This is a genomic window from Rothia sp. 18CD1-1, assembly GCF_055285355.1.
The window spans coordinates 426,953-452,601 of sequence record NZ_JBUZLI010000003.1 but is presented as its reverse complement, the minus strand read 5'-3'; the positions used below and the strand labels follow the sequence as shown (position 1 = coordinate 452,601).

Genomic DNA, 25,649 nt, shown 5'->3' with positions numbered 1-25,649 from the left:
ACCTGTTCGCCAATACCGACGGCGGTGCTCTGGCACCCGGGCATGGCCGATTACTGTTTTGGTGACTATCATCCCATGCACCCGAGCAGACTTGATGCTACCGCGCAACTGGCCCGGGAACTGGGGCTGTTTGACCTGCCCCAGGTGCGCGTTGAGCCGGCAGAGATCGCCGGTGACAGCCAGCTTATGCTCGCCCACGACAGGCAATATATTCGCAAGGTTAAAGCAATCAGCCACGACCCCTCCCTGAGTATGCCGGGTTCGGGGCTGGGCACCGATGACACTCCCGGATATCGGGGGGTTCACGAGGCAAGCGCGCGTCTTGCCGGAGCTAGCCTTCGGGCGGCCCAGCTTATTCTTGAGGGGAAGGTGCGGCACGCGGTGAATTTTGGTGGCGGTATGCATCATGCGGCGCGCCAGAGAGCCAGCGGATTTTGTGTATATAACGACTGCGCTGTGGCGATCCAGTACCTGCTCGACCACGGGGTATCACGGGTCGCCTACATCGACATTGATGCCCACCACGGGGACGGCACTCAGAGCATCTTTTGGGACAACCCCAACGTGCTCACCGTCTCTGTGCACGAGAGCGGTATGAGCCTTTTTCCCGGTACCGGATTTAGTAGCGAATCCGGGCCGCCGGGGCCGGCTAGCGGGACCGCGGTTAACGTCGCCCTGCCCGCGGGTACCGGAGACTCCGCCTGGTTGCGGGCCTTTGAGGCGGTGGTACCTGCGGTTGTGCGTCAGTTTGGCCCCGAGGTGATCGTGAGTCAGCACGGGTGCGACTCGCATATCAGCGACGAGATGTCGCACATGAAGATCAGCATCGAGGCTTTGCGGGAGGTTGCCGCCCGTATTTCGTCTCTTGCCGGTGAACTCTGCCGGGGGAGGTGGCTTGCCACCGGCGGCGGTGGTTATTCACTGTATGACGCGGTGCCGCGCAGCTGGTCCCATCTGATCGCCGTTGCCGCGGGTAGCCCTCTGTCTGCCGGGGCTCCCATCCCGGACAGCTGGCGGACTTTTGTGCGCGAAACCTACGGTGCGCCGGTGCCGGATACGATGGGTGACGGCGCGGATATTCGGTGGCTCCCCTGGGCGGAGGGCTATGATCCGGCCGATGCGGTCGATAGAACGGTGCTGGCCACCCGCAAAGAAATTTTTCCGCACTGGGGACTTAGCCCCTGGTATGACTAATGTGCCGGGCATATATGGTGTGAAGCATAAGCTCTAGTTAGAGTGGATATGGGGCCGGGGTTGTGTACCCAAAAAATCTGCCTGAAATGTGAAGCATCTCTTATACTCTATTAGTTATATATGCAATTATGGGTACATGGTTGATGATGTTTTTGCGGTGATTGCCGATCCTACCCGCCGCAGTATTCTGGTGACCCTCTCCCGCGGTAGGCGGGCGGTGGGCGAACTGGTTGACGAGTTGGGCGTGAGTCAGCCCACCGTTTCTAAACACCTTAAGGTTTTGCGCCAGATGGGTCTGGTAGACACCGAGGCGATCGGGCAAAAACGCTTCTACTCGCTGACCCCGCAGCCGCTCACCGAGGTGGGCGACTGGATTGAAAATTTGGTGGCCGGTACCGGGGCTGAGGGGCGCACCGGCCGCGTCGAAACCACCGAGGTCGAGCAGAACCACCCGGAGCGCTCAGACCTGGAAACCCTGCCGGGCCTGCCCACGGCCCCTCAGGAACCGGCCCGGCACGACAGCCGCGGCATTTTTGCAACGCTCACCCGCTGGGGGCGTCGTCGCTCCCACTAGACCTCGCCCATGTTGACAAGGCGTACAACCGAAAGACCGGATAGATTTTCTCATGTCAGTAGACCGTAAAATCCTTCAGTGGCTTGAAACCGAAATCTTTGAGGGAAATATTTCCCTGGGCGAGGACCTGCCCGATGACCGGCGGATAGCCACCACCATACGATCGAGCCACAGCAGTACCAGGGAAGCCCTCAAACGCCTGGAAAATATGGGCGTGTTGCGCCTGTACGAGGGTAGGAGGAAAACCATTATTCCGCGTCTGGTCAGTTCGCCGGCCGCCGCTGCCGCCCCGGCCCTGCGGCTGCATATGGCCCAGGCCCGTTACCCGGTGAGGGATATGATTCAGACCCGGATTATGATTGAGTCCTGGGCGCTGGAACACGCAGACCCCGAGAGCCCGGCCATGTTTGAGCTGCGGGACCTCGCGGCCCGTATGAGTGAGCACGGTGTACTGCCGGCCGAGTTTCACCGGCTGGAGGTGCAGTTTCACATCGCGCTCACCAAGTTGGCGGGTAATCACCTGCTGACCGGGCTGATGGCTTCCCTGGGTGATTCCATGAATGAGTATCTGTTTTCGCTCATGGGGAAGGTTCCGCTGTGGAGTTCTACCGCTACCCGTCTACGTGCCGAGCATCAGGCGATCATTGATGCGGTGGATTCCGGCGACGGTCAGCTGGCCAAACAGCTGGTGGTGGCCAGTATTGAGCAGCAATATATTGAGGCCGGTATTGACCTGGACGAGGCGACCGGGGTGGCCAACGAGATGCCGGGGACGGTGGCGGCAATGGAACCGGTTGATATTGATACCGAGGACCTTGTGCCCGATAAATGGAACGAGGCCGCTTCCCCCGCGCTGATTGCCGCCCTCGAAAATATTTCAGCCAGCACCGCGGCCCGGGGAGCACAGCAGACGGAAGTGCCTGCGGGGCACCAAACCGCGGAGTCCGACCCTCCGCTCGGGGCCGAACCTTCACATCTCGATGAATTAGACCCGGATCATCGGGCGGACGACACCCCGTATGCCCGGAGTGAGCAACCAGGATTCTCCAACAGTCACGAAGACAGCAGCTCTGATCCTGCCCCGTACACCGCACCGGGGCCGGGAAGCGGTGACCGGCCTGAGGACGGCGCGGGCCCCGCTGAAGAGGACGGGCCGGCACGGGACAGGGAGGCGGTGCCCGGGGAAACGGTACCGGAATTTACACCGCTAGCTCGGCAGCGGGAAAAACGGGAAGACAGCACACCCGCTGCCGAGCTTGCCCGCCGGGCCGGACACGTGGTGCGGGCCCCGCAGACATCGCGGGGTAAGTCCCGGCGGCGGGGCACGGTATCTTCGCCGGTGCACGCCACCGTGATTAAACCGATTATCCGCACGGGTAGGCCGTCACCCGCCGAATCTACCGGGACAGTACCCGCGGTGTCGATACCGGCTACCGGGGAGGGCCGACACAAGAACCGTGCAGAACCGGTAGAGGTAGAGCCGCAGGAGGTGCCGGCAGGTGCCGGCCGCACAGAACAGACCCGAACCCAGGTACCGGCCGGGAGCCGGGAAGACACCGTTCAGTACCGCGGCGGTAGGCTGGGCCGCTGGCTGGGTCTCACCCGGCCGGCGGCAGCGGCACCCAACACCGCTACTCCGGGACCGGCGACCGAGCAGGTGCCGGAGGTAACCGGGCGGTTGGACCCCGGTGAGGTGGACCGTCTTGAGGCGGCAAGAATCCAGCGTCTTGAAGCGCTGACCGGGGCGGAATCTTACGGGGTTCCCCCGGCATCGGACAGCAACCGGGGGACAGAAGAAAAATAGGGGGGGCGAAACGAGAAAAAACTCTCATTCCCGCCCACAATGACATAAAAGCGACCACCTGCTTGTAGGCTATATTCCAGAGCGTTTTTATAGCCGCCGGGCACTGCTGTGCCTTTTTGGTTTTTTCAAAGCGTTTTATACCGGTATAAATCGTGTGCCCGACACAGCTAACGTGCCCGCTTTCGGGCGGGCTACGGTCGGGCAGCAGATCTGTGAGTGAGGTGAATCCTATGGGTTCAGTTATCAAAAAGCGCCGCAAGCGCATGTCAAAGAAGAAGCACCGCAAGCTGCTTCGCAAGACCCGCCACCAGCGTCGTAACAAGAAGTAGCTTCTTCTTGACGAGAAAATGGGCTTCGCACCGAAATGCACGGGTGCGGGGCCCATCTCTTTTTGCGGGTAGAATCATTACCTATGGTAGAAGAAAAGCTTCCGCAGGTCTGGCTGCTCACCAGGGAAGGCTGCCACCTCTGCGATCAGGCCCGGCAGGTGGTGGGGCAGGTGACAGCGGAGCTGGGGCTTAGCTACACCGACATCAACATCGATGACAACCCGCAGCTGCGTCAGCGCCATGACACCGAGGTGCCGGTGGTTTGTGTCAACGGTGTGCCCACAGATTTTTGGCAGATTAGCCGGCGAAGACTGCGTAAGACACTGAGTGCTGAAATCGCCAGACACCGCTAGGCTCATCAGTCGCCTCCGCTACTCAGTGAGGTGGCACCGCTCCCAGGGGTTACCCTGCACCCTCTCCGGTCCGATGATTGGGAATCTACATCTTGATTTGAGAAACTAGAACAATGAGTTCATCTGCACAGGTAAAAGTACACGTGATGCGGCACGGTGAGGTCGATAATCCGCACCGGATCGTCTACGGCAGACTGCCTCACTACCATCTCACCCCCGCCGGCCGGCAGATGGTGAGGCTCTCAGCCCAGGCACTGAAAAGCCGGGCAGATGACGGGGCGCATATCGTGTATCTGGCCTGCTCACCGCTGACCCGTACCAGGGAATCGGCAGAGCCGATCACCGAGCTGCTGGGCCTTGAAGCGCACCCCGACCCGCGACTTATCGAGGCGGCCAACTATTTTGAGGGTTTGCACGTTAGCCGGCAGGAACTGTTGGGCAACCCCCGCCACTGGCTTAAACTCTATAACCCCCTGCGCCCGTCCTGGGGTGAGCCCTACGCCGCGCAGGCGGCACGCATGGCCGAGGCCATTCGTGATGCGGGGAAAAAAGCCTACGAGATAGCCGGTAGCGGTGCCGAAGCGGTGCTTGTCTCGCACCAGCTACCTATCTGGATGGCCCGCCGTAGCGCCGAGGGCCGCCCTCTACCGCATGACCCCCGCAGCCGGCAGTGCAACCTGGCGTCACTGACCACCTTTGAATTCTCCGATATTTTTGCCGCCTCCCGCCCCGGTACCTCCTATTGTGAACCCGCCGCTGACCTGTACACGGGAGTGATCCAGCTCCCCGGAACATAGCCGTGCAGCCTCTGCCACACCCTCCTTCAACCCTTTTGAGAGATACGAATGCCCGAGTTTCGAAAATCCCCATCGCACCACGAGCTTTCTCGCAAGCAGGTGCTATCGCTGGCCTCTGTCGCCGCAATCCTGGGATTGAGCGCCTGTTCATCTTCCGACGATTCACTGTCCGATCAGGCCGATGCCGGCGACTCCAAGGGCTATATCGCCGGCGACGGCTCGGTGACCGAATATGCCGAGGACCAGCGGGGCGAACCGGTTGAGTTCACCGGCACCCTCTACGACGGGACCGCGGTCAGCGCAGAATCCCTGCGCGGCAAGCCGGTACTGCTGAACTTTTGGTACGCCGGCTGCGCCCCCTGCCGCGCCGAGGCAGCACACCTGGTGGCCCTCCACCAAAAATACGGGCAGACGGTGGCTTTCTACGGTGCCAACGTGCGCGATACGCGGGGGACAGCGGAGGCTTTTGAGAATAACTTTGGAGTGGGCTACCCCAGCTTCAACGACACCTCGGGAGAGGTTCTTTACAGCCTGTCCAAGTACGTGCCGGCCCAGGCGGTGCCTACCACCCTGATTCTCGACAGCGCCGGCCGGGTGGCTGCCCGCATTCTGGGGCAGATCGATGAATCCATCGTGAACACCCTTCTCACCGAGCAGAGTTCCGGTGCTTAGCTTGGGCCACATCATCACCGACGGCTCCCTCTGGCTAGCTATCCCACTGGCGGCGCTGGCCGGCCTAATATCCTTTGCTTCCCCCTGCGTGTTGCCCCTGGTGCCGGGCTACCTGGGCTACGTCGCGGGGCTCTCGGGGGCAGAACAGGAGCACCGCACGCGCCGTACCCTGCTGGGGATCCTGCTGTTTATTCTGGGTTTCTCCCTCATCTTTGTGCTGGTGAGCGTGGTGCTCGCCCGGCTGGGGGCCGCACCCTGGCTGCGGGGTCAGGGCTGGGTGCAGATACTGCTGGGGCTGTTGGTCATCCTCATGGGCCTGGTCTTTATGGGTAATTTTTCCTGGTTTCAGAGAAACCGCACCGTAGGAAAGAAACCCCCGGCTGGGCTGTGGGGGGCGCCCATCTTGGGGGTCACTTTCGGGCTGGGCTGGGCCCCCTGTATCGGACCCACCTTTGCCGCGGTACAGAGCCTGATCTACCTCGATGGCTCGCAGACCGGTAAGGCTATTCTGCTCACCGGTGTCTACTGCCTGGGACTGGGGGTGCCTTTTCTCCTGGTCGCTCTCGGTCTTGCCCGCGGGGTATCAACCTTCAACTGGGCAAGAAAGCACCGCCTCCTACTTCAGCGGCTGGGAGGTTCCGTGCTCATAGTGATCGGGGCTCTCATCGCCACCGGTGCCTGGACAGCGCTCATCGCGTGGACCCAGGCAAACCTGCCCACCTACGAACTACCGATCTGAGAAAGACACCATGGGACACACCGTGAAAAACAGTCCGGCGCTGGGGTTCACCGGCATGCTGCGGTGGGCCTGGACCCAGCTCACCAAAATGAACACCGCCCTCTTCCTCCTGCTGCTCCTGGCGGTAGCAGCGGTGCCGGGTTCGCTCTTCCCCCAGCGTATCCAAGACCCCGTCAAGGTGACCGACTACATTAACACCCACCCCACCTGGGGGCCTATCGCCGATCACCTTCAACTCTTCGACGTCTTTGATTCGGTCTGGTTCGCCGCCATATATATTCTGCTCTTTATCTCGCTGATCGGCTGCGTTATTCCTCGAGCTCGCCAGCACTGGCAGGCACTGCGACGGCCGCCGGCGCGCACCCCCCACAATTTTGGGCGGTTACCGGTACATCGTGTCCTGACCATCCCCAGCGAGGCGGGCCAGCTCAGCGCCCAGCAGGCGGTCGAGGATACCGCAGAGATCCTCGCACGGCGCGGATACCGGGTGCAGGTACGGAACCACGACGGTGCCCCGTCGGTGGGAGCAGAACGCGGCTACACCCGCGAGGTGGGGAATATTGTCTTTCACCTGGCCATGATTGGTGTGCTGGTCGGTGTTGCCGTGGGCTCCCTCTTTGGATACAAGGGGCAGAAAATTTTGGTTGAGGGAGACACCTTTGTCAATTCGCTCATCAGCTACGACTCTTTCACACCGGGCACCAACTACAACCCCGACTGGCTTGACCCCTACACGGTCACCCTGGAATCCTTCGACGTGGTCTACGACCGCCAAGAAGGCTCGGTGACCTACGGCGACGACCTCGACTACACCGCCGAGCTGGCTATCACCGACACCGATGGTCGGCAAAGCCACCAGACCCTCAAAGTTAACGAACCGGTGGGCCTGGGGACAACCAACCTCTATCTTTCCGGGAACGGCTACGCCCCCGTCATCCGGGTGACCGATGCCGACGGCAGAACCGCCTACGAGGGGCCGGTGGTGGCGCTGACCGTGGACAACAAGTACACCTCATCGGTGGTGCTCAAAGTACCCGATTCCCGGCCGGATCAACTGGGCTTTGTGGGCATGTTTCTGCCCACCAGCGACTACTCCAGCAGCGGTGCGCCGGTCTCTATCGACTCTGCCCCGCTCAACCCCGCCCTGATTCTCCAGTCCTACTACGGTGATCTGGGTATCAATGACGGCACCCCGCACAACGTGTACGTGCTGAACACCTCGGCACTGACACCTCTCAACACCATGGCCGCCGGCAACGGTATCGTGCTCACCCCCGAAAACAACAGTGTCGATCTGCCGGATAACCGCGGCACCGTCACTTTTGAGGGCTACAAGCGATATGTGGGGATAGACGTCCAGTATGATCCGGGTAAAACAACCGTGCTGTGGTCATTTATTTTTGCTTTTGTGGGGCTGATCGGTTCGCTCTTTATCCCGCGCCGCCGTGTATGGGTGCGCGCGAGCCAGCTGCCGCAGGGGCTACAGGTCGAATATGGCCTGCTGGCCCGTGGGGAAGACCCCCGTTTACGTGATGAAGCCGATAAACTCACCGATATATTTGCTGACCGGTGGGGGCTAGAATTTAGCGAAGCGGATCAAGAGTCCGGTGCCAAGAGATCAGGGGACCAAAATGATAAGTGACACCCTCGCCCAGTGGAGCGAGCTTTTCATGTATCTTGCCGCGATCACCTACACGGTGGCTTTTGTTGCTTTCACCTGGGATATGGTTTCGCACTCGCGCGCCGTGCGCCGCATGGAACAGGAAGCAGGGCGGCGGCAACTGACTGCCGCGGCTGCCGTAGCCGGCGGAGATCCGGATCAGGATTCGGTTTCGGCCTATACCGCGGCAAGGGTCACCGGTACCGAGCAGGGCACCGGTGCCCGGGGCATGGGCTACAGAAAGGCGGCGGAAACCAAACTGGCCGAACACGTGGCCGACCCGTCGATGCGGTGGGGGAGCGACCGTGAGCCTCGGCCTGCCGCCCGCGTGGGGGTGACGGTGCTGGCCATAGGTGCGGTGATTCACGGTGCCGGTGTGGTTACTCGCGGTATGGCCGCACACCGGGTGCCCTGGGGCAACATGTACGAATTCTGCACCACCGGGGCCCTGGTGGTGACTGCCGTCTACCTCATCACCCTGATCTTCCGCGATGTGCGTTTTGTGGGCACCCTGGTGTCGGGGTTGGCCGTCATCATGATGTGTGCCGCCACCATCGGTTTTCCCACCCCGGTGGGCCATCTCAAGCCCGCGCTCCAGTCCTACTGGCTGGTTATTCACGTTTCCATTGCCGTGCTGGCCTCGGGCATCTTTACCATCACCTTTGCTATGGCCATTCTGCAACTGATCCAAACCGGGCGTGAAAAAGATATTCTGGTCAACCGGACATCCAGGTTGAACTTTATGCGGTTGGTACCCTCGTCGCAGGCACTAGAAAATTTTGCCTTCCGTCTCAACGCGGTGGGCTTTGTCATGTGGACCTTCACCCTGGCTGCCGGCGCCATCTGGGCGGAAAAAGCCTGGGGCCGCTACTGGGGCTGGGACACCAAAGAGGTCTGGACCTTTGTCATCTGGGTGGTCTATGCCGCCTACCTGCACGCCCGCGCCACCCGCGGCTGGTCGGGGCCCCGCTCAGCCTGGCTCTCTATCGTCGGCTACCTGTGTATTATCTTCAACTTCACCGTGGTCAATATTTTCTTCTCGGGCCTGCACAGCTATTCGGGCCTCTAATCTTCGGGGTCCCCGCTCTCATCCCGACCGGGCTTATCCGTGTCCCGGTGCTGGTCGCGTTCTCGAATCTTTTTGAGCTCTTCATCGAGTTTGCGGTCGAGTTCGGCTTCCCGTTCACGGTCACGACGCCGCGAATCGGCTTCTCTGCGCGACTTGGCATCGAGAAAGCGCAGGTAGTCTTCGTCGTCGTCGGGGGCAGCCGGGGTTTCTGTGAAGTTGACCGGTCCAAAACTGGAAGGCACCCTGTGTTTTCCGAAGACCAGCCAGAGCAGGGCCCCGACCACGGGAAAGAGGACAACAATGATTGCCCACAGGGGTTTGGGCAGTACCCGAACCTGTTCCTGCTCCGTACGCAGACAGTCGATGAGGGCGTACACCACTACACCCACCAGGAAAGCCACGGTTCCAATAATCATCATTGCTCGGATCATGACCCTATTTTTTCATGAAAGGCCGGTGCGGTGCAGGGGTTTTTGTTGTATCTTGTTCTGGGCGAAACCCGGCAGTTGTCTTGGGCGGCACCGCTATTCGCTACACTGATGGGGTGAACTTTCTCAAGTATTCTCTACTGCGGCTGGGGATCATGGTCCTTGCCTTTCTCGTTTGCCTGTACCTCGATGTGGGAATTATTTTCTCGGGTATCTTTGCGGTTTTGATCGCTTTCGCGGTCTCCTACCTGGCTTTTCCGCGGCTGCACGTGGCCGCCGGCGCCGATGTGCAGGGTTGGCTGCGCCGCCGTCGACGGCCCACCAACGAGGCCGAAGAGGAAAACCGCAGTGTGGAGGACAGCTACGTCGATGACCTCAAACGGCGCAGCGGTGAAGAATTCTAGGGCTGGCTGAGGGGCTAGCCGGCCAGATAGACAGCGGTAGCCACCAGCAGGCTGTAGGCGAGGGCGATGAGCCCGGCCTGCCTGAGCACGGGGATGAGCCGGGGGCCGCTTGCACCGGAGAGCACCACCAGGCACGAGCGGATGACCGGTCCCAGCAGCACAAACACCAGCAGGTACCGGGGATTCTGGGGGAGAAGCAGCACCGTGACCCCCAGCCCCAGAACCATCTCGAGGGCATAGGTGATTCGGGCGCGACGGTCCCCCAGACGCACCGCAAGGGTCAGCTTGCCCACCTGCCGGTCGGTGGGGATATCTCGCACGTTGTTCGCCATGAGCAGGGCACAGGAGAAGAGCCCCATAGCGATACCGAATACCCAGCCGGTCAGGGTTAGCCGCGCCGTCTGGGTGAAGAGGGTCCCCAGGGTAGCCACCAGACCAAAATAGAGAAAAACAAAGAGGTCACCCAACCCCAGGTAGCCGTAAGGGTGTTTGCCACCGGTGTAGCCCCAGGCGGCAAACACGGCGGAGGCGCCGATAGCCAGAAACCACCACTGACCCGCTAGCGCTACCAGCCAGAGTCCGGCGAGCATGGCCAACCCAAAACAGATAAAGGCCGCAGCTTTAACCCGTGATGGCTGAGCCAGCCCCGAGCCGACCAGGCGCACCGGGCCCACCCGCACCTCGTCGGTGCCTTTAATACCGTCGGAGTAGTCATTGGCATAGTTGACCCCCACCTGGAGGAAGAAGGCAACCGCGAAGGCGAGGACAGCGCGGAAGGGACGAAAATCCCCGTATTCGTGGGCGGCGGCAGACCCGGCGATGACCGGTGCGATAGCCAGGGGAAGGGTGCGCAGACGGGCCCCTTCAATCCACTGAGCAGGTGTTGCCACGGGGTACTTCCTTATGGGTGAGCCGCCAAAAACAGGTTCTATTTTCTCACAGGCCGGCAGATTCTCCGTCGATACCGGCCTGTGAGCTGAGAAGTTCTTTAAGCTTCTGCCGGTCGGGCTTCCCCGTGTCTAGCAGGGGGAAATCCCTGAGGTAGAGAACGGTTCTGGGCCGCTGGGCAGTTTCCATACCGTTGATGAGAGGTGCTAGCTGCCGGGCCAGTGCTGCGGGGGAGACCCCGGCCGCCATGTTGATGGCCGCTGCCACCGTGCTACCCCAGCGGGAATGGGGGAGCCCGCACACGAAAGCCTCGCGCACACCGGGGTGTTCTTCGAGACGGGCTGCGATGGCCGCCGGCGATATTTTATGGCCGCCGGAGATCATGAGGTCGTCTGCCCTGCCGGTGACGGTGAGCCGACCATCTGACCGAAAACCCAGGTCGTCGGTGCGGTACCAGAGGTTGCCCTCACCGTCGGTAAAAAAATGTTCGGCCGTTTTCTCCGGTGATGTGAGGTAGCCGCTGGCGAGCTGGGGCCCGCTGAGCCATATCCTCCCGCCGGAGCCGGGCCCGCTGGGGGTGCCGGGTTCGCAGTGCACTCGCACACCGGGCAGGGACAGCCCGTTATAGACGCAGCCGCCGGCGGTTTCTGCGGACCCGTAGGTGTGAAACAGGGTTATCTTTTCTTGTCGGGCCCGCTCCAGCAGGCTGCTGTTTGCCGGTGCCCCGCCCAGGAGCACGCCGTGAAATGAGCGGAGGGCGGGCAGAATCTCGGGCAGGGTTGCGGCGGCCTCAAGCAGGGTAGCAAGCTGGGCGGGGACCAGTGAAACCATGCGGTGGCGGGCGGTGAGCTGTTCGCTGGTGCGCAGGAAGTCGGCGGCATCGAACGAGGAGCCACCGGTGACCGACCGGGTGATAGCGGGCGTGGTTCCGGCCAGTACCGATCGGGCTAGCACCTGGGCACCGGCAATATAGCGGGTGGGGAGGGCAAGCAGCCACTGGGCGTTATGGGTGGAGGTGAAGCTCTCGGTCGCCCGTGCTGAGGCCACCAGCGCGGAGGTGGCGAGAGCAGTCTGCTTGGGGGCCCCGGTGGAGCCCGAGGTGGCGACCACCAGGGCGATAGAGTCAGTATAGCTGTCCTCCGGTGCCGCAAAGGATTTTTCAAAACCGGTCAAAAGTCTCTGCACGGTGGGAGTGTCGCCCCGCCCCACTGTGAGAGTGCGGTCGGTCACCCGCAGGTTGCCACCCCGGCGGAGGGGTCTCAGCGATGAAAAATCCATGATGTTTAGTCTACGCCCGTCAAAGATATAGTTGGGGCGGATCATGATTGACCCGGTGACAGAGGCCCACCGTCAGTCAGAACAATGAGCCCCGCCACCGGGCCGGGCGGCTACACACGGTACCTAGCTAGAAACCGGTGCGGTCCCCTGAGCCTCGTCGCGGGTCATCTTTTGGTCGGCGAGGAAATAAATACCGGTGCCGGCTGCGGCGACAGCTGCCAGAACCCAGAGGGCAGTACTGTAGCCCTCGCTCTCCAGGATCTTAGCGGTGTAGGCGATACCCAGCGGAATAGCGATATTGATGGTGAGATTGTAGAAGCCGATAGCAATACCCGATTTCGCGGCGGTAATACGTGAAAGCGCCGTATTGACCAGGGGCGCATACAGCAGGGCAAAACCCGAGGCAAAAGTGATGGTGCAGATCGCCAGCACCGCAAAGTGCAGGTCGATCAGCAGAGCGGTCACAACCAGGGAGAATACAATCATGGCCATCGCGGTGTAGATGGTGGTGCGGCTGGACATATACCGGCCAATTTTGCCGGAGAAGACCCCTACGAGGATAGCGCAAGCATAGCCGGGAATCAGCAGGAGACTAGCCTGATCTGTCTGGAGACCGTACAGCTCGCCGGAGGCGTAAGGAATCAGATAGATGTAGCCCAGCTGGGTGGAGTACACCATGAACACCAGCACCAGGGCCCACACGTAGCGGCCGTTAGTGAAGAATTCGGGGCGTACCACCGGGTTTTTACTGTGCTTTACGTGGTAGATAAAGCCCAGCAGGCTCAGGAAAGCGGGAATCAGCCAGAACCAGGTGAAATTCTGCATGTAGAGGGTGAGGCTGGTAGCAAATACCGCCACCAGGAAAAGCCCGAGAACATCCAGGTGCCCCTCTACCGCTTCGTCTTCGGGCACCATAACGATAATTGCCGGGACAGTGAGCAGCAGGATCAGCGGGATCAGGAACATGGCCGTCCAGCTGATATGGGTTGACACAAAGCCCGAGGTGAGCGCACCGATCAGCAGACCCGCCTGGAAGGCCGCGGTAGAGAAACCCAGGTAGGTTTTCTGGTCTTTTTCGCTCAGGTGCTTGGTCACGTAGATGACATAGAGGGTCTCGGCGGCGGCCAAACCGGTGGTCTGGATTAGTCGTCCGGTGAGCACCAGCGGCCAGGACCCTGAGAAAACGTATCCGATGGCGGATCCGATAACCACCAACACAATACCGGTGAGCATAAGTTTGCGGATGGAGATGGAGTCGGCCAGAGCCGCGTACACCACCGCACCGATACCGATGATCACCCCGGCCAGTGATGCCTGAAGGCTGGCCGTGGTGTCCGAGATCTCCAGGCCCTTGGCGATAGGCCCGGTCATGGTCTTGAACCCGTTATCGATGACCAGGGCAAAGACGAAAACAAAGAGCAGTATGGGCACTGCCGCTTTGGGGTTGAGCGATTTTTTGGTGTTCATGGGTTATTGTTCTCCAGCGAGGGGGAGGGCGAGTTCGATCATTTCGCCGAAGGCGGTCTGGCGTTCGTCGGCGGAGAGCGCGGTGCCGTTGGGGATGTTGTCCGAGACGGTGAAGAGGCCCAGCGCGTTAACACCTGCGGCTGCCGCGTTGGCGTAGAGGGCGGCGGATTCCATTTCGACTCCGAGGACCCCCATTTTTGCCCAGCGCTCGTTGACGGTGGGGTCTGTGTTGTAGAAGATGTCGGAGCTGAGCACGTTGCCCACGTGAATTGTGGTGCCCTGTTGATCTGCCCGGTCTATGAGGGCTTTGAGGAGCTTCCAGGATGCGGTGGGGGCCCAGGTTCCGGGGAGGTTGTACTGGCTCATGTAGTTTGAGTCGGTGGAGGCCGCCGAGGCCACGATGATGCTGTGCAGGTCAATATCTTCTTGGAGGGCACCGATGGAGCCGACCCGGATGAGGTTGGTACAGCCGAAGACGTTGATGAGTTCCCAGGAGTAGATTCCGATGGAGGGCATACCCATGCCGGTGCCCATCACCGATACTTCCCGGCCGCGGTAGGTGCCGGTGAAGCCGAGCATGTTGCGTACGTGGTTGAACTGCACGGTGTCTTCGAGGAAGGTGTCCGCGATGAACTGTGCGCGCAGGGGGTCGCCGGGGAGCAGGACGGTCTGCGCGATGGGTGCGCCTTTGGGGTTGATGTGCGGGGTGTTGGCGGTGGTGGAAGCCATGGTGAAACTCCTTTGGTTGAATCGCTTCTCACCATCTTAGTTAATACCCCGGGGGAACATTTGTCAATCTTGCATTTATCAAATGTTTCTATCCGGTTTGTAGTCCCGGCAGGTGCCACCGTCGCGCGTTACCGTGGACCCGGGTGACGCCCCCAGGCATCGACTTCCTAGGTTTCGTCCGATTTCCTAGGAAATAACCCAGGAAATCGGACGAAACCTAGGAACTGAAGGGGTCCTCCCTACTGCTCGAGGGGGTCCTGAAGAGAGGCAGTTCTCATGGTGTCTTCCGTTAGTCGCGAGTCGGTTCCCGGTTTGAAGATTTCCTGCCGCGTTTGACAGCGCGCCTGAACAGGGTGCCGGAGATGGCGAGGTCTAGGATCACGACGCCGCCCCAGATGAGGACCCCGATATACAGGGCTGTATGCACTGAGAACTCTTGCTCCGTGATTCCACTCAGGGGGTTGCCGGTCCTCACCGCGGTGGTAACCCAGGAGCGGTCGGACATGGCGAGTACCGCCTGCACCACGGCGTAGACGAGAAGGTGCTCCAGGGCCTTGTGCCATTCCTGACGCGGGTCGCGGCTTTTGCGAACCGGGCTCGTGGCGACGGGCTGTCTGCTCGGTGAGGTCGTATAGAGGGAGGCGGTCAGCGGGACCATGGCGAGCACGACGATGACCGCGGCCAGGCATACCCCCAGGGGAGACTGAAGCTGTAGGGTGAGCCCTCCTGCGAGAGCCCCGATAGCCCCGCCGATGAGGGTGGCCGCTTCGTAGCGTCCCAGGGCTCGCCCGAATCCGCCGGGGATGACGCGGATAGCTGTGCTCTGTTGCAGGGGGTCCAGCCACCCCCAGGAGCAGCATAGCAGTGCCCAGCCGAGCGCGAGCATCCAGGATTCGGGAGCTAGGGTAACCAGAGAGATCCCTGCCGCGGAGAGTCCGAGGCAGATCAGGACGTGCGTTCTGAGACCCCAGACCCGCGCCAGGGATGTCCCCCACTGCGGCACGACGGAGTACACGATCAGGCCGGGGAGGTAGAACCAGACGATTTCCATCAGCTCCAGCCCGAACTGCTGTTGGAGGCGCAGTAGGAGATAGATTGATGCGGCGGACTCAACGAGAGCGAGAAGGACGACGAAGGCCAGGAGTCGTCTCTGGTTTGCGTCGACGGGCGCTTGATTCTTGCGGTCTGCGGGGATTCTTGAGGGTGATGGATTCTGGGTTCTGCCGAGTGTTGTGTACACGGCGGCACCGAGCGCGGCTGCGGCAGCGAAGGCGAAGACGCCGCGGAAGTCGATGAAGGGTAGCGCGCTTAGAGCGATGATGTAGATCGTCCAGATTCCGGTTCCCTCTGCCGAGGTGAGCCTGGAGAACGCCTGCTGGGGGTCTGAAGATTCGGCGACGCTGGCCCGTAGGGGCACCCAGAAGAAAGCCGACCCTAGCCCTAGAAGTGCGGAAGCAAGGAATACGAGCGGGGCCGATCCGGCGACAGAGAGGGCGAGGAGGCCTGTAGCGAAGATCCCGGCACCCGCCGAGGTCAGCAGGCGCCGATCGGCTCTGTCGGCCCATCGGCCGGCTATGGGCCGGGCGGCGACGGCGGTTGCCAATTCCACGGCCAGTATCGCGCCGATCAGAGACGGTGAGAGCCCGAGCGCGGCGGCGGCCCACAGCGGCAGAATGAAGTCGACCAGCTCTCCGAGACCGGAGATAGCCGCAGCGGGGACCCCCATTCGATCTGCGGTACGGGACGCGGCCGAGGCTTCCGCGGGTGAACTCGAACTCATCTCAGCGACCGCTACCCCGTTGCCGACAGGGGGCGTAAGGGGCCTTGCCGGGCAGAGAACCGTGCTCAGTTTCAGTGTTCATGAAACTAACATACATTGAGGCGGGAACCTTAACAAGCCTTAACAGGCGGGGTACCGGCCCACCGTATTTGGGGGTTCGGATGAGGGCCTGAAGGGTCCTCCCCGAACGAGCCCCTAGAAATAGTGGGGGTAGTTCTCCCAATTGGGTTCGCGCTTCTGCAAGAAAGCGTCCCTGCCCTCCACCGCTTCATCGGTCATGTAGGCCATACGTGTCGCCTCACCGGCAAAAACCTGCTGGCCCACCATGCCGTCGTCGGGTAGGTTGAAGGCGAACTTGAGCATACGGATAGCCTGCGGCGACTGCCTGGCAATGTGGGCGGCATACTCCAGCCCCCGTGTTTCAAGCTCGGCGTGGGGTACCACCTCGTTCACAGCCCCCATCTCATACATGCGCTGAGCATCGTACTCCCGGGCCATAAAGAAAATTTCGCGGGCAAACTTCTGCCCCACCTGCCGGGCCAGTAGAGCCGAACCATAGCCGGCATCAAAAGAACCCACGGTGGCATCGGTTTGCTTGAACCTGCCATACTCGGCAGAAGCGAGTGTGAGATCGGCCACCACATGAAGCGAATGCCCGCCACCGGCAGCCCAACCCGACACCAGAGCGACCACCACCTTGGGCATGGTCCGGATAAGCCGCTGCACCTCAAGAATATGCAGACGACCGGCGCGTGCGGGGTCAATAGTTTCGGCGGTCTCACCGGCAGCATAGTGGTAGCCGTCGCGGCCGCGAATACGCTGGTCACCGCCCGAGCAGAAAGCCCAGCCACCGTCTTTGGGGGAGGGGCCGTTACCGGTGAGCAGTACCGTACCCACACTCGAAGTCATACGGGCGTGATCAAGTGCCCGGTAAAGCTCGTCAACGGTGCCCGGCCTAAAAGCATTGCGCACCCGCGGCCTGTCAAAAGCAATGCGCACCGCGGGCAGGTCACGCACCACCCTGCCGCCGGAATCACGCTGAACCTGCCGGTGGTAGGTAATATCGCGGAAATCCTCGAAGCCCTCAACCAGCCGCCACCGTTGGGGGTCAAAAATATCGGATACCTTGTGGGGAAGAGCGTCAGTCATAGACCCGATTCTACTCGCTCTTGAGTGCCCGAACCTCCCGCCGCACAGCGTCGAACTCCGCCTCGATATCGGGGTTGGGACGGTAGGTGGCCAAAGAAACAAGCACGGTCACCAGCAGGTTGACCGCAAAACCGGGCACAATCTCGTACATTGCTGCGGAGAGCTCGGCGTTATTGCCCCACACAAAGACGGTGGCCGTGGCGGCCACCAGCCCGCATATTGCGCCCCAGTTGGTGAGCTTGCGCCAGAACAGCGAAAGCAAAACAAGCGGGCCGAAAGCCGCACCAAAACCGGCCCAGGCAAAAGAGACTAGTCCGAGGATAGAGCTATCGGGGTTCCAGGCCAGTACCGCCGCGATCAGCGATACCACGAGCACCCCCGCACGCCCCAGCCAGAGACCGTGCCAGTCGTTGAGTCTTTTATTGGTAAACACCCCATAGAGGTCCTCGGCGAGGGCAGAGGAGCAAACCACCAGCTGAGAGGACAGGGTGGACATAATCGCCGCCAGCACCGCCGCCAGGATAAAACCGGAGAGAAACGGGTGCAGCAGCTCCTGCGAGAGATCAAGGAAAACCGACTCCGCGGCATCCGTGTCGGTCAGCTGCGCCTCAGGGTGCCTGGCGAAATAGGCGACACCGATCAAACCCGCCGAGCAGGCCCCCACCACGGTCAGTACCATCCAGCTAATACCGATCCGGCGGCCGGTAGCGGCATCTTTTGCCGAACGCAGCGCCATAAAGCGGGTGATGATGTGCGGCTGTCCAAAATACCCCAACCCCCAGGCCGCGGTGGAGATGATACCCACCAGGCTGGTCCCGGCGAAGAGGGACATGGCCTGCGGATTCATCTCAACAATGGTGGTGTAGGTCTCGGCGGGACCGCCCGTATACAGCATGGCCACCGCCGGTAAAACCAGCAGGGCGGCAAGCATGAGTAGACCCTGCACCAGGTCCGTGTAGGAGGCTCCCAGAAACCCGCCAAAGAGCGTGTACAGCACGGTCACTCCGGCAACCAGCAGCATACCGGTATGAAACTCAAGATTGAAGGCCGATTGAAAAAACTTGCCGCCGGCTACCATACCCGAGGACGCGTAGAAGGTGAAAAAGATCAGGGTAATCAGAGAGGTCAGGATGCGCAGGAGCTTGGTCTTATCCCGCATCCGATTGTGGAAGAAGACCGGGACAGTCACCGAGTTCTTGGACAGCTCGGTGTAGATCCGCAAGCGGGGGGCAACCAGCTTCCAGTTGACCCAGGCTCCGGCGGTTAGACCTATAGCCATCCACGCCTCGGCGAGGCCGGTCATGTAGAGGGCACCGGGCAAGCCCATCAGCAGCCAGCCCGACATGTCGGATGCGCCGGCTGACAGCGCCGCCGTGGTGGGTGAGAGCCGCCGCCCACCCAGCACGTAATCGTCAAGATTCTGGTTTTTATTCTTCGCCCAGATACCTATGGCGATCATGGCAATGAAATATATTGACAGGGCCGCTACCTGGTAGCCGTTGGGAATCATGGCTCCTGGAACCTCCATCGAAATAAAACTTGTGATCGGGATAATAATAGCGATATGACGTTAAGTCTGGGGGAGTAGGGGCCGGTGTCGGAAGAATTTTCAGAATTTTTGGCCACCGGTGCAGACACCGTGCAACCGCCCCGCGGGGCCGGTGAAATTTAGCTGTTCCCCGCAGCAAGCGGATCGCTCACTATCCAGGGTTCCCTGCTCACCGTAGCCGGCGAAAAAACCTCAAGCATCTGGGCGGCGTCCTCGGGGAGATGGGTACCGTGACGGTCGCTGACCGGGGCCAGGGGGATCGACGCCGAGATCATGCCTACCACCTCAGCCACGGTCAACCCTGCCGCCCGTAGCTGCCGCAGTGTTACGGCACCGTCGCGTTTAGCAAGCCGTTTACCCTCGGTGTTTAGAGCCAGCGGCACGTGCGCGTAGCGGGGCGCCTCAAACCCCAGCAGATTGGCCAGGTAGGCTTGCCGGGGAGCCGAAGAGAGCAGGTCGTATCCGCGAGTCACCTGCGTAACCCCCTGAAAATGGTCATCGACCACCGCGGCGAGGTTGTAGGCATAGACGCCGTCACGGCGCACCAGCACAAAGTCATCGACGGCGCCGGTGTAGCTCCCATAGAATTCGTCGATCACCGTATAGTTGGGCACCTGCGTCTTTAACCGGATAGCCCCCCGGCGGCGGGCGCGTTGTAGCTGTCGCTGGTGCTCGGTGAGGTGGCGGCAGGTGCCCGGGTAGGCTCCCGGTGCGGTGTGGGGTGCGCTGGCAGCCGCCTGTATTTCACGTCGGGTGCAGAAGCATTCGTAGGTGAGCCCGGCCGCTGTCAACTCGGTGAGGGCCTGCCGGTAGGAATCCGTGCGCTGAGACTGGTAGAGAACCCCGGAGTCCCAGTCGATACCTATCGCGGCCAGGTCGGCTATCTGCTGTGCGGCAGCCCCCTCTTGCACCCGGTCCAGGTCCTCGACGCGCAGATGGAAGCGGCCGGCAGCAGAGCGGGCCAGCAGCCAGGCGAGCACGGCGGTACGGAGGTTCCCCAGGTGCAGGTCCCCCGACGGTGAGGGCGCGTAGCGGCCCACGACCGGGGCGGAGACCGAAACGGTGCGGGCGCAGGCGGCTGAAGTATCCATTGTTCTATGGTATCCGCTACCTATATCGGTGCGAAGGCGGGGTATACCCGCCTGTGAAAATACCGCAACACCTCCGCCGGCCGCCCGCATATGCGGGCAGCCGGGGATAACGTCGAGTACTTTTAACAGCATGGCACGTACAAACGAAATCTCAGACGGTGTCTATCTGGTGAGCACGGATAATTATCGCCTCAACTCCGGGCTCATCGTTGGGGCAGAGAAAGCTATGGTGGTTGACACGGGGGCAGGCCCCCGGCAGGGTGCTGAAATTTTGCGGGCGGTTCGGCGTATCACGGAGTTACCCCTGACGGTGGTGAGCACCCACGCCCATTTTGACCGCTTTATGGGTAACGCTGTTTTTGAGGCAGACGGCAGCACTGATTTTTGGGCGCACCCGCGGGCGGCGCGGGCTATCGAGAAGTACGGAGATCGGCAGCGCGCCTACCTTGAGGTACTTGAACCCGAGATGGCCCACGCCCAGGGCCCTAATACCGCTCTTGTGGTGCCCAACAGGCTGCTACCCGGCGACGGCACGCGGGCCTCCTTCACCAGGGTAGAGCTGGGGCAGCGGGCGGTGACCCTTTTCTACCTGGGGTTGGCACACACCGATTCCGACGTGTTGGTGGGGGTTGACGATGTTCTCTTCACCGGCGATATTGTGGAGCAGGGCAGTGACCCCGCTTTTGATGATTCGTACCCCGAGCTGTGGGTTTCCACCCTCCACGATGTGGCGGGTCTTGACAGGTACCGGGTTTTTGTGCCCGGGCACGGTGTCCCCGTGGACCGCTCCTTTATTGTTCGAATGGGGGAGACGATGCAGCGGGCTATCGAGAGTATCCGCACCTCATCGCTGAAGGACGCTACCGCACCGACTACCGCCTCCATGTATAAGCTGCCCTACACGGGCGGGGCTACCCGTATTCTGCTGGACCGCCTCAGCTGGCTTGAGGAGCAGGAGCAGGCGGGTAGCGGTATCTCCCATGTGCGATTTGAAAACGAACCGACGGGGCTCACCGGCCCGATCACTATCGGTAGAGGCTAGCTGCTACTAGTAGGTCCAGACCTTGGTGTAGGCTGAGCGGATTTTGTTCTGCGGCCGTAGCAGGGCTATCTGTGTTGAGGTGGCAAAAGCCGTTACCGCGAAAATCATGCAGGCGGCGGCCATGAGCGCACCGCCCGAAATGGGGTCGTAGATGGTAACGGCGTAGAGGGCTAGCGAGCAGAATCCCAGGAAGAAGCCCGCGATAGTGAGAAGCGGTACCAGGATCAGTCCCGAGTTTCGGGTGTTGCTCATATCGAGTTCTTCGGAGCGCATGAAGCGCAGTAGGCCGAGCCCCATGATGGTCCAGATCTGGGTGACCGCAACCGCGGAAACAACGTCCACCGGGCGGTGCCAACCGTTGATGATGGTGGAGAAACCCGCAGCCAGGGTGAAGAGGGACCCCAGCAGGGCGACCGAGGGGCGCAGTTTTTTGGGGGAAGCCAGGAAGAGGGCGGCTGCGGCTGAGGCTGCAAAGGTGGTGTGCCCCGAGGGCGCGGAGTTCAGCAGGGCTTCTTGGATACCGTAGTCGGGTTTGGTGATGAGATAGTTTTTGAGTAACTGGGTGCTGGCGTTGGCGGCTACCGCTACCGTGATACCGATGATGGCGGGCACGATGCGGTGTTTCCAGAGCAGGATAAAGAGAAAGCCGATGGCGGCCAGTACGCCGGCGGCGGCAGGTATCAGGTTGAGAAGGTTGCTGGTTTGGCTCTGGAGGTTGATGAACTGGTAGGAAAATTCGGTGAACGAGTTTTCGTCCAGCTGTTGCCCCAGGGGGGTGAGCAGGAAAAACCAGAGCAGAAATATGAGCAGGGTGACAGTTGCTGTCAGGGCCATAAAATGCTGGATCATGGCCCAGGTGGTGGGCCGGGTGCGGCGCATGGTGGCCAGTCGCAGGTTGCGGGTGTGCTCGCCCCCGTAGGGGCTACCCGGCTCGGGGGTAGCGGGTTGGCCTCGATATTGCCGACGGGGCAGCGGCCGGGTTGGAGCCGATGCGCTCTGTGCGGTGGTGTTTGTACCGGGGATGACCTCGGTGGGCTGGGGGTCGTAGCTGCCGTAGCCGGCGGTGCCGAGCACCCTGGTTGCCTGATCGTCTGCGGTATAAAAATGCTGCGTGATGATCCGGGTGGGCTGGGTTGAGCCCCCTTCCGGACTATCTACTGTTGTGCCGTGTCTAGCCCGCGCTGACGATGCGGAGAGAACCTCTGTCTGCTGGGTATCGTCGTCAAACTGTGGCTGTTCACCTGTTCGCCTAGTCATAGAACCGTTGAGAACTGCCTTTCCTGGGGCCGCAAACCATAGCGTAAAACGGTTAGGTACCAGATCATTGTGCCAGTCGGTCTTGGGGGTTTCCTGTGAGAAGGGTAGAGATCGTCTAGGTGGTACGGTTTCTGCGGGTGTATTCGCTGCGGGTAGGACTGTAGGTTAGAGATATGACTTCAGCTGATCTTCCCCCGTTTTTTGGTGGGCGTCCCCTACCCGATCTTGCCGATATTCGTGCGGCTACCCGGATTGTGCGTATTCCTATGCGTGTGAAATTTCGGGGGGTAACCTTTCGTGAATCTGCTCTGGTGAAGGGGCCCGCAGGCTGGGGTGAGTTCGCTCCTTTTCTTGAATACGGTGCGCGGGAGGCCGCGGTGTGGCTGGCTGCCGCGCTTGAAGCGGCCTGGCTGGGGTTTCCGGCCCCGGTGCGGGACAGGGTGGCCGTCAATGCTACGGTCCCGGCGGTGGCCGCGGGGCAGGTGGAGTCGGTGCTGGGTCACTATGACGGTGCCATCGGTGAGGTGAAGATCAAGGTGGCTGAGGCGGGGCAGAGTCTCACCGACGATCTTGAGAGGGTGGCCGCCGTTCGTTCAGCTGTTCCTGCGGCGGGTATCAAGATTGACGCGAACGGTGGCTGGTCTATCGGGCAGGCTTTACAGGCTATTGAGCGGTTGGCGGAGTTTGACCTGCTCTATGCTGAGCAGCCGGTTGCCGGAATCGAGCAGATGGCGCGGTTGCGCGAAGACCTGAGTGCGCGGGGGGTGGAGGTGCCCCTTGCCGCCGACGAGTCGGTGCGCAAGGCCGACGATCCGCTGCGGGTCGCGGCCCTGGGTGCGGCCGATGTGCTGGTGGTGAAAGTTGCTCCCCTGGGTGGGGTGCGGCGTGCCCTGGAGATTGTGAGGAGGGCGGGGCTGCCCGCTGTGGTGTCTTCGGCTCTGGAGAGCTCGGTGGGGGTAAGTGCGGGCTTGGCTCTGGCTGCTTCCGTATCTGATCTGCCCTACGGGTGCGGTCTGGGCACGGTCGCGCTCCTGGAGAAAGACACCGTCGAGGATTCGCTGCTTGCCCGTAACGGGCTGCTTGCCCCCGGGACTGTTGAGCCATCGGAGCGGCATCTGGCGGCGCTGGCTGCGGGAGAAGAGAGACGCAGGTGGTGGCTGCACCGTATTGAGATGTGCTACCGGCAGCTGGAGTCTGCGGTCTCTTAAAAAAATTTTTCCACCAAAATGGGGACAAAATTTACCCCAAAATTTCAGGAATATTAAGAAATATTACGCATATCCTAGCCAAACGGCCCACAAACCCCGTAGGGTTAGCTAGTGAACCACAATTACTCCGGTAGCAAAAGAGGCAACATGTTCCTTTTAAATCCCCTCGCCTCAAAGAATAAGAAGACAGCGGGAGTTGTCAAAAACCTCCGCAAAATTCTTCTTACCCCCACTTTGAGCGAAACGGAACGATGGGATCTTTACTACGATTACAGTCGGGTAACCGGCAGATCGGCGGGAAACTCCAAGTAGTTCCCGGGATCCCTGTTGAGCCAGATTGATAAAGCTAGGCTGTGTCTTTCGCACTGGTTGACAACATGGAGCCCGCACCTTTCCCCTACCGAACAATCCCCCTTGTTCGGTAGGTGCGGGCGAAATGGACATATAAGATAGACGGGTGACTACCGAGCCCTTTCCCCCATCCATGTACACCGCTATATCTGTGCTCGACTCTCTGGTGCGGGCCGGAATGCGGCAGGTGGTGGTAGCCCCCGGTTCTCGAAGCGCCCCGCTGGCATACGCGGTTGCGGCCCTGGACAGCGCGCAGGTGGTAACGAGCCACGTAAGAATTGACGAGCGGGTGGCGGGTTTTACCGCCCTGGGTTTGGCTAAGCGCAGCCGCACCCCGGTGGGCATTGTGGTGACGAGCGGAACCGCGGTGGGGCAGCTGCTTCCCGCCGTGATGGAGGCATACCATACGGGTGTACCCCTGGTTGTTCTCAGTGCGGATCGTCCCCGCCGTCTACACGGCAGCGGTGTTAACCAGACCACCCGGCAGCTGGGGATATTCTCCCATTTTGTGCGTGCGCAGGTGGAGCTTGAAAACTATCCCGGCGAAGGCGGGGAGGGGGAAGAAGAAGAATTTTCGCGGGTGTTGGCGGCTCTGGCGGGCCGGGATGCGCAGAACTGGAACCTCTACTCGGATCAGCCGATAGGTCCGGTGCATATCAATATGGGGTTTGATACGCCCCTGTACCCGGCAGAGGATTCTGCTCCTTTACTGGCGCGGTGGGCGCAGGCCCTGCGGGAGGTCCCCGGCATTGAGACCGAGCGCAGTTTTGATACGGACCTGCTCACCTGGCTGGAGCTTGACGGTGCGAGACTGGAGGAGAAGAAAACGGTGGTGGTGGCCGGTGATGGTGCCGGGGAGATCGCCCAGCGGTTTGCCCACAAACACCGTCTGCCGCTTTTGGCCGAGCCTTCCTCGGGTGCCCGTTTTTCCGATCATGCTATTCCCGGCTACCGGCAGGTGCTGGCGGGTGAGATTGCCGGCGAAATTGAGAGGGTTGTTCTTTTTGGCCACCCCACGCTGTCAAGGCAGGTCTCTGCTCTGCTCCAGGACCCGCGGGTTGAGTCTGCACTCTATTGCGGGGAGCCTCCCGCCTGGTTTGAGATGGGCCGCCGCGGGGAGACGGTGTTTACCTCAATAGCGGGACTTGCGCGCTTTGCCGGTGTGGGTACCGATGACTGGCTGGGGCGCTGGCAGGCCGCGGGGGCCCGTGCCTGGGGGCGGGGGATGGATATGGTGAATGGCTATCGGGCACGGGGCCGAAATGAGGGGCGTGCGGCGGGTATGTCGCTTGCTCTCGACTGCTGGGAGAAAGCCCTTGACCGAGACGAGATTCTGGTGTGCGGATCGTCTAACCTTATTCGCGATCTCGATTTTATTGCCCCGGTGGGGGAGCGTAGTCCCCGGGTGTATGCTTCCCGCGGTCTTGCCGGAATAGACGGTACCCTGGCAACTGCCAGCGGAATATCTTTAGCCGCCGCACGACGCGGGGGCGCCGGTGCGGAGCCGGTACGCCTGCTTGTGGGGGACCTGACTTTTTTGCACGATATGATGGCGCTCAATATTGGTCCGCTGGAGCTGCTGCCCAGCCTTGAGGTTGAGGTGCTCGACGATCGCGGTGGCGGAATATTTGCCACGCTGGAGCACGGGCGTTTGGGGCAGCAACCGGGGTTTGCTGAGACGGTCAACCGCTATTTCACCACGCCGCACGGGGCCGACCTCGGTAGGCTGGCGGCAGCCTTTGGTGAGGGGCGGGGGATTCGGGTGCGGGTGCACGAGGTGTTCTAAGACGCTGTCGGGGTTGTGCGGGTGTGGACAGTTCTCACTTCTCTAAATTAG

At 61.2% G+C, this 25,649-nt stretch carries 25 protein-coding genes; 15 read left to right on the top strand and 10 right to left on the bottom strand.

All coding sequences use genetic code 11. The features are described from left to right. Positions 1 to 42: 42 nt before the first annotated feature. The 10 genes from ACS1BR_RS04180 (at position 43) to ccsB (ending at position 9,191) form a co-directional block, all read left to right on the top strand. Entirely contained in the window at positions 43 to 1,194 is a 1,152-nt protein-coding gene (locus ACS1BR_RS04180; RefSeq protein WP_463560328.1) for an acetoin utilization protein AcuC, read from the top strand. 136 nt (positions 1,195 to 1,330) lie between these two features. Continuing rightward, the gene (locus tag ACS1BR_RS04175) at positions 1,331 to 1,768 is read left to right on the top strand and encodes an ArsR/SmtB family transcription factor (protein WP_463560274.1); all 438 of its coding nucleotides are present in this window, start codon (positions 1,331 to 1,333) and stop codon (positions 1,766 to 1,768) included. 52 nt (positions 1,769 to 1,820) lie between these two features. Next, on the top strand, positions 1,821 to 3,572 hold the full coding sequence (locus ACS1BR_RS04170; RefSeq protein WP_463560272.1) for a FadR/GntR family transcriptional regulator: 1,752 nt from the start codon (positions 1,821 to 1,823) through the stop codon (positions 3,570 to 3,572). Positions 3,573 to 3,802: 230 nt separating this feature from the next. After that, the gene (locus ACS1BR_RS04165) at positions 3,803 to 3,901 is read left to right on the top strand and encodes a 30S ribosomal protein bS22 (protein WP_005504750.1); all 99 of its coding nucleotides are present in this window, start codon (positions 3,803 to 3,805) and stop codon (positions 3,899 to 3,901) included. 83 nt (positions 3,902 to 3,984) lie between these two features. Continuing rightward, positions 3,985 to 4,254 carry a glutaredoxin family protein gene (locus ACS1BR_RS04160; protein ID WP_463560261.1) on the top strand — a complete coding sequence of 90 codons (270 nt, stop codon included), beginning with the start codon at positions 3,985 to 3,987 and terminating at the stop codon, positions 4,252 to 4,254. A gap of 113 nt (positions 4,255 to 4,367) precedes the next feature. Continuing rightward, entirely contained in the window at positions 4,368 to 5,051 is a 684-nt protein-coding gene (locus ACS1BR_RS04155) for a histidine phosphatase family protein (protein WP_463560259.1), read from the top strand. 48 nt (positions 5,052 to 5,099) lie between these two features. Beyond that, complete coding sequence (locus ACS1BR_RS04150) at positions 5,100 to 5,723, top strand: TlpA family protein disulfide reductase (RefSeq protein WP_463560257.1); 624 nt, start codon at positions 5,100 to 5,102, stop codon at positions 5,721 to 5,723. After that, positions 5,716 to 6,462: a cytochrome c biogenesis CcdA family protein gene (locus ACS1BR_RS04145; RefSeq protein WP_463560255.1), complete on the top strand. Its 747-nt coding sequence runs from the start codon at positions 5,716 to 5,718 to the stop codon at positions 6,460 to 6,462. The genes ACS1BR_RS04150 and ACS1BR_RS04145 overlap by 8 nt, the downstream gene beginning before the upstream one ends. Before the next feature lie 10 nt (positions 6,463 to 6,472). Further along, on the top strand, positions 6,473 to 8,104 hold the full coding sequence (gene resB, locus ACS1BR_RS04140) for a cytochrome c biogenesis protein ResB (protein ID WP_463560254.1): 1,632 nt from the start codon (positions 6,473 to 6,475) through the stop codon (positions 8,102 to 8,104). Continuing rightward, the gene (ccsB, locus tag ACS1BR_RS04135) at positions 8,094 to 9,191 is read left to right on the top strand and encodes a c-type cytochrome biogenesis protein CcsB (RefSeq protein ID WP_463560252.1); all 1,098 of its coding nucleotides are present in this window, start codon (positions 8,094 to 8,096) and stop codon (positions 9,189 to 9,191) included. Before resB ends, ccsB begins: the two co-directional genes overlap by 11 nt. Here the strand turns inward: ccsB and ACS1BR_RS04130 are convergent. After that, positions 9,188 to 9,622, bottom strand: coding sequence for a PLD nuclease N-terminal domain-containing protein (locus ACS1BR_RS04130; RefSeq protein WP_463560250.1), 435 nt, complete (start codon positions 9,620 to 9,622; stop codon positions 9,188 to 9,190). The two genes, ccsB and ACS1BR_RS04130, sit on opposite strands and share 4 nt — an antisense overlap. Positions 9,623 to 9,735: 113 nt before the next feature. Here ACS1BR_RS04130 and ACS1BR_RS04125 point away from each other — a divergent pair, with 113 nt between their 5' ends. Beyond that, positions 9,736 to 10,023, top strand: a complete 288-nt coding sequence (locus tag ACS1BR_RS04125; protein ID WP_463560248.1) for a DUF4229 domain-containing protein — start codon at positions 9,736 to 9,738, stop codon at positions 10,021 to 10,023. Between the two features lie 14 nt (positions 10,024 to 10,037). Here the strand turns inward: ACS1BR_RS04125 and ACS1BR_RS04120 are convergent, their stop codons facing one another. The 8 genes from ACS1BR_RS04120 to gluQRS form a co-directional block, all read right to left on the bottom strand. Next, complete coding sequence (locus tag ACS1BR_RS04120) at positions 10,038 to 10,913, bottom strand: 1,4-dihydroxy-2-naphthoate polyprenyltransferase (protein WP_463560245.1); 876 nt, start codon at positions 10,911 to 10,913, stop codon at positions 10,038 to 10,040. Positions 10,914 to 10,959: 46 nt separating this feature from the next. Further along, positions 10,960 to 12,189: an AMP-binding protein gene (locus tag ACS1BR_RS04115; protein ID WP_463560242.1), complete on the bottom strand. Its 1,230-nt coding sequence runs from the start codon at positions 12,187 to 12,189 to the stop codon at positions 10,960 to 10,962. A 123-nt stretch (positions 12,190 to 12,312) separates the two neighbouring features. Further along, positions 12,313 to 13,656 carry an MFS transporter gene (locus ACS1BR_RS04110; RefSeq protein ID WP_463560240.1) on the bottom strand — a complete coding sequence of 448 codons (1,344 nt, stop codon included), beginning with the start codon at positions 13,654 to 13,656 and terminating at the stop codon, positions 12,313 to 12,315. 3 nt (positions 13,657 to 13,659) lie between these two features. Next, positions 13,660 to 14,385 carry a purine-nucleoside phosphorylase gene (gene deoD / locus ACS1BR_RS04105; protein ID WP_463560238.1) on the bottom strand — a complete coding sequence of 242 codons (726 nt, stop codon included), beginning with the start codon at positions 14,383 to 14,385 and terminating at the stop codon, positions 13,660 to 13,662. 289 nt (positions 14,386 to 14,674) lie between these two features. Further along, positions 14,675 to 16,165: an MFS transporter gene (locus ACS1BR_RS04100; RefSeq protein ID WP_463560236.1), complete on the bottom strand. Its 1,491-nt coding sequence runs from the start codon at positions 16,163 to 16,165 to the stop codon at positions 14,675 to 14,677. A gap of 195 nt (positions 16,166 to 16,360) precedes the next feature. Further along, on the bottom strand, positions 16,361 to 17,314 hold the full coding sequence (locus ACS1BR_RS04095; protein WP_463560233.1) for a 1,4-dihydroxy-2-naphthoyl-CoA synthase: 954 nt from the start codon (positions 17,312 to 17,314) through the stop codon (positions 16,361 to 16,363). 10 nt (positions 17,315 to 17,324) lie between these two features. Beyond that, positions 17,325 to 18,824, bottom strand: coding sequence for a sodium/proline symporter PutP (putP, locus tag ACS1BR_RS04090; RefSeq protein ID WP_463560326.1), 1,500 nt, complete (start codon positions 18,822 to 18,824; stop codon positions 17,325 to 17,327). 158 nt (positions 18,825 to 18,982) lie between these two features. Further along, positions 18,983 to 19,954: a tRNA glutamyl-Q(34) synthetase GluQRS gene (gene gluQRS, locus ACS1BR_RS04085; RefSeq protein ID WP_463560231.1), complete on the bottom strand. Its 972-nt coding sequence runs from the start codon at positions 19,952 to 19,954 to the stop codon at positions 18,983 to 18,985. 130 nt (positions 19,955 to 20,084) lie between these two features. Here gluQRS and ACS1BR_RS04080 point away from each other — a divergent pair, with 130 nt between their 5' ends. Then, entirely contained in the window at positions 20,085 to 20,996 is a 912-nt protein-coding gene (locus ACS1BR_RS04080) for an MBL fold metallo-hydrolase (protein ID WP_463560229.1), read from the top strand. 6 nt (positions 20,997 to 21,002) lie between these two features. Here ACS1BR_RS04080 and ACS1BR_RS04075 read toward each other — a convergent pair whose 3' ends face one another. Then, entirely contained in the window at positions 21,003 to 22,253 is a 1,251-nt protein-coding gene (locus ACS1BR_RS04075; RefSeq protein ID WP_463560227.1) for a phosphatase PAP2 family protein, read from the bottom strand. A gap of 173 nt (positions 22,254 to 22,426) precedes the next feature. On the opposite strand from ACS1BR_RS04075, the gene ACS1BR_RS04070 reads away from it, so the two are divergent. From ACS1BR_RS04070 to menD, 3 genes are all read left to right on the top strand, one after another. After that, the gene (locus ACS1BR_RS04070; RefSeq protein ID WP_463560224.1) at positions 22,427 to 23,461 is read left to right on the top strand and encodes an o-succinylbenzoate synthase; all 1,035 of its coding nucleotides are present in this window, start codon (positions 22,427 to 22,429) and stop codon (positions 23,459 to 23,461) included. A 147-nt stretch (positions 23,462 to 23,608) separates the two neighbouring features. After that, a complete protein-coding gene (locus ACS1BR_RS04065; RefSeq protein ID WP_463560222.1) occupies positions 23,609 to 23,773 on the top strand; it encodes a hypothetical protein in 165 nt (54 codons plus the stop codon). 145 nt (positions 23,774 to 23,918) lie between these two features. Then, positions 23,919 to 25,598, top strand: coding sequence for a 2-succinyl-5-enolpyruvyl-6-hydroxy-3-cyclohexene-1-carboxylic-acid synthase (menD, locus tag ACS1BR_RS04060; protein ID WP_463560218.1), 1,680 nt, complete (start codon positions 23,919 to 23,921; stop codon positions 25,596 to 25,598). Positions 25,599 to 25,649 lie beyond the last annotated feature (51 nt).

Coding starts and splice junctions, on each gene's coding strand:
- ACS1BR_RS04180 (WP_463560328.1), top strand. CDS start 43: ATGGCCGATTACTGTTTTGGTGACTATCATCCCATGCACCCGAGCAGA.
- ACS1BR_RS04175 (WP_463560274.1), top strand. CDS start 1,331: ATGGTTGATGATGTTTTTGCGGTGATTGCCGATCCTACCCGCCGCAGT.
- ACS1BR_RS04170 (WP_463560272.1), top strand. CDS start 1,821: ATGTCAGTAGACCGTAAAATCCTTCAGTGGCTTGAAACCGAAATCTTT.
- ACS1BR_RS04165 (WP_005504750.1), top strand. CDS start 3,803: ATGGGTTCAGTTATCAAAAAGCGCCGCAAGCGCATGTCAAAGAAGAAG.
- ACS1BR_RS04160 (WP_463560261.1), top strand. CDS start 3,985: ATGGTAGAAGAAAAGCTTCCGCAGGTCTGGCTGCTCACCAGGGAAGGC.
- ACS1BR_RS04155 (WP_463560259.1), top strand. CDS start 4,368: ATGAGTTCATCTGCACAGGTAAAAGTACACGTGATGCGGCACGGTGAG.
- ACS1BR_RS04150 (WP_463560257.1), top strand. CDS start 5,100: ATGCCCGAGTTTCGAAAATCCCCATCGCACCACGAGCTTTCTCGCAAG.
- resB (WP_463560254.1), top strand. CDS start 6,473: ATGGGACACACCGTGAAAAACAGTCCGGCGCTGGGGTTCACCGGCATG.
- ccsB (WP_463560252.1), top strand. CDS start 8,094: ATGATAAGTGACACCCTCGCCCAGTGGAGCGAGCTTTTCATGTATCTT.
- ACS1BR_RS04130 (WP_463560250.1), bottom strand. CDS start 9,622: ATGATCCGAGCAATGATGATTATTGGAACCGTGGCTTTCCTGGTGGGT.
- ACS1BR_RS04115 (WP_463560242.1), bottom strand. CDS start 12,189: ATGGATTTTTCATCGCTGAGACCCCTCCGCCGGGGTGGCAACCTGCGG.
- ACS1BR_RS04110 (WP_463560240.1), bottom strand. CDS start 13,656: ATGAACACCAAAAAATCGCTCAACCCCAAAGCGGCAGTGCCCATACTG.
- deoD (WP_463560238.1), bottom strand. CDS start 14,385: ATGGCTTCCACCACCGCCAACACCCCGCACATCAACCCCAAAGGCGCA.
- ACS1BR_RS04100 (WP_463560236.1), bottom strand. CDS start 16,165: ATGAGTTCGAGTTCACCCGCGGAAGCCTCGGCCGCGTCCCGTACCGCA.
- ACS1BR_RS04095 (WP_463560233.1), bottom strand. CDS start 17,314: ATGACTGACGCTCTTCCCCACAAGGTATCCGATATTTTTGACCCCCAA.
- putP (WP_463560326.1), bottom strand. CDS start 18,824: ATGATTCCCAACGGCTACCAGGTAGCGGCCCTGTCAATATATTTCATT.
- gluQRS (WP_463560231.1), bottom strand. CDS start 19,954: ATGGATACTTCAGCCGCCTGCGCCCGCACCGTTTCGGTCTCCGCCCCG.
- ACS1BR_RS04080 (WP_463560229.1), top strand. CDS start 20,085: ATGGCACGTACAAACGAAATCTCAGACGGTGTCTATCTGGTGAGCACG.
- ACS1BR_RS04075 (WP_463560227.1), bottom strand. CDS start 22,253: ATGACTAGGCGAACAGGTGAACAGCCACAGTTTGACGACGATACCCAG.
- ACS1BR_RS04070 (WP_463560224.1), top strand. CDS start 22,427: ATGACTTCAGCTGATCTTCCCCCGTTTTTTGGTGGGCGTCCCCTACCC.
- ACS1BR_RS04065 (WP_463560222.1), top strand. CDS start 23,609: ATGTTCCTTTTAAATCCCCTCGCCTCAAAGAATAAGAAGACAGCGGGA.